Origin of the sequence: Flavobacterium soyae (assembly GCF_021245985.1) — a bacterium.
Classification (GTDB): Bacteria; Bacteroidota; Bacteroidia; order Flavobacteriales; family Flavobacteriaceae; genus Flavobacterium; species Flavobacterium soyae.
Genome location: NZ_JAJQXA010000072.1, coordinates 1 through 279 on the forward strand (window position 1 = coordinate 1; position 279 = coordinate 279).

The window sequence follows — 279 nt, forward strand, 5'->3', positions numbered from 1 at the left end:
GTCAGGCACAGCAAGAGCAAGGGGGCGAGATATCGCGGCATGAATCAATCCAGTAAAGAAAGGGTGACCGGCGTCAGGTGATTGTCTTCGACCCGTACCAGCAATTCGCCTTCGCCGAGCTTGGCGGTCAGGCGCTGGCCGGTCTGGGTTTGCCCGGCACTGCGGATCGCCTGGCCGCGTTCGTCGAGCAAAATGCTGTAGCCGCGGCCGAGGGTCGCCAGGGGGCTGACAATGTGCAGCGTCTGCATCTGGTTGTGCAATTGCACGCGGCGGTTTTTC

General features: G+C 61.6%; 1 protein-coding gene. It reads right to left on the reverse strand.

Annotation, left to right across the window (positions count from 1 at the left end; translation table 11 throughout):
- Window positions 1-44: 44 nt before the first annotated feature.
- Window positions 45-279: exodeoxyribonuclease VII large subunit (locus LUU93_RS21970; protein ID WP_232683239.1), on the reverse strand; the 235-nt coding region annotated here is incomplete at its 5' end.